This is a genomic window from Streptomyces sp. NPDC059355, assembly GCF_042752335.1.
Lineage (GTDB): Bacteria > Actinomycetota > Actinomycetes > Streptomycetales > Streptomycetaceae > Streptomyces.
The window spans coordinates 1-1,739 of record NZ_JBHYXN010000104.1 but is presented as its reverse complement, the minus strand read 5'-3'; the positions used below and the strand labels follow the sequence as shown (position 1 = coordinate 1,739).

General features: G+C 70.4%; 1 protein-coding gene and 2 pseudogenes. All 3 read left to right on the top strand.

The features are described from left to right. Positions 1 to 284: 284 nt before the first annotated feature. A pseudogene (locus tag ACFXGI_RS38635) lies at positions 285 to 365 on the top strand (transposase family protein); the annotation flags it as partial. An 83-nt stretch (positions 366 to 448) separates the two neighbouring features. Further along, positions 449 to 1,081: a hypothetical protein gene (locus ACFXGI_RS38630; protein ID WP_384717746.1), complete on the top strand. Its 633-nt coding sequence runs from the start codon at positions 449 to 451 to the stop codon at positions 1,079 to 1,081. After that, a pseudogene (locus ACFXGI_RS38625) lies at positions 1,078 to 1,739 on the top strand (hypothetical protein); the annotation flags it as partial. The gene ACFXGI_RS38630 and the pseudogene ACFXGI_RS38625, both read left to right, overlap by 4 nt.

Below are 1,739 nucleotides of genomic sequence, written 5' to 3'. Positions count from 1 at the left end.
CACCGAGCTCCCGGCCCCGACCTGGTGGAAGACCAACCGCCACAAGGCGCGTTCTGCACGACCGCTGGGAGGACCTGCGCCAGGCCCCGGCGCTCGGCTGGAGCGGCATGGCCAACTGGCTCAAGGCGCTCCTCGGACTCGCCGGGATCTCCTTCGTCATCATGCTGCTGGACGGCGCGACCGACGCCCTCGCCGCCATGCTGCACACTTCTTGTCCAGCTTCATCCGGGTGCCTCTCGGGTTCTGTGGCGGGCTGCGGGTCAGCGCTGCTGGAGGGGGTGCACCGGGCACTGCTGGTCGCGGCCTACTGGCGCACGAACTTGACGATGCGCCAGCTCGCCCCACTGTTCGGGCTGTCGAAGTCTCCGTCCTGGCCGCCCTCGGCTGCGCCGGCTGGGGCGCCGCCTGGTCGCTCACCCTGCGCCGCGACGCGACGGGCAACACCGCGATGGGCCTCTACATGGCCCCCTCCGTCTCGATGGCCGTCCTGCTCACTGCGCAGCGGATCATCCCGGGCATCGACTGGTACTGGGAGCTCCTCGCCGACGCCGGCTGGACCGCAGCCGTTCTGTACGTGCGTCCGGCCCGTGTGGCCCGCGTCCTGGTCGGCCGGGAGAAGTCGCTGACCCCGGAGGTGATTGAGCAGACCCGCGAGCTCCTGGTCCAGGAAGACGTCCAGGTCGGGCCGCAGCATCCGATGGCCGCGTACTGGGCGCAGCACGTCGCCATCGAGGGTGGCGCCGCCGCGAACACGGTGCTGGAGCAGATCGAACGCACTGGTGAGAGCTCGATGACGGCCGTCATCCGCTCCACGCTGCCCGGCAAGCCGGTCCCGAAGATCGACCTGCTGGAGCTGTCCGCGGCCATCAACTGGCCGGAGGACGAGATCGCCATCACCCCGGTGCCCCGCCACGGCGCCGGGGTCCGGCGGCTGACCGTCGGCCAGGCCCCCGAGGCGGTCCTGGACATCTACACGGCCTGGGAGAAGCTCATCGCCCCCAAGGGCATGCCCTCCACCGTCATCACCGCGATCCGCACCGTCGACATCCCCGACGAGGAGACCAAGGAGCTCCCCGCATGAGCCGGATCTACGAGCTGACCGTCGAAGCGGCCGAGTCCGGCGACATCATCACCTACCACCCGCAGCGCCTCGCCGCGGCCCTGCACATCGCGGACGTCAACCGGCTCGCGGTGGAGACCAGCATCACGGGCACCAAGGCCCTGGTCACCATCTACCCGCACGACCCGCTGGCCCGCGTCATCCTCGCCGACCCGCAGATGCTGGTCATGGACGCCCGCGGCCGGATCTGGATCGGCCGCTACCACAACGGCCGGCCCTCCCTGCTCCGCCTGTACGACCCGGCCTCCGGCTCGGCGCAGCGCCTGCTGCTGTTCGGCACCACCGGCGCGGGCAAGTCAACTGCCGGGCAGATCATCCTCGCCGCGATGAAGCGGTCCGGGATCGCTGTCCTGTACGCCGACCTCAAGGGCGGCCAGTCCGCACCGGAAGCGTTCGGGCAGGCCGGCCCCGGTCTGGACGGAAACGTGGCCTGGCGGGTCACCACGCAGGAAGGCACGATGGCGCAGCTGCGCACGACGTGGCTGACCATGATGGACCGCCAGGAGCGCTACGCCCGCCTGGGCCGCTCCAAGTTCCTGCGGGACCGGCCCGACCCGCTGATCTACCAGATCATCGACGAGGCCAATAGGTTGCTGGAGAAGGGCGCCCCGTACAGGGA

Coding starts and splice junctions, on each gene's coding strand:
- ACFXGI_RS38630 (WP_384717746.1), top strand. CDS start 449: ATGGGCCTCTACATGGCCCCCTCCGTCTCGATGGCCGTCCTGCTCACT.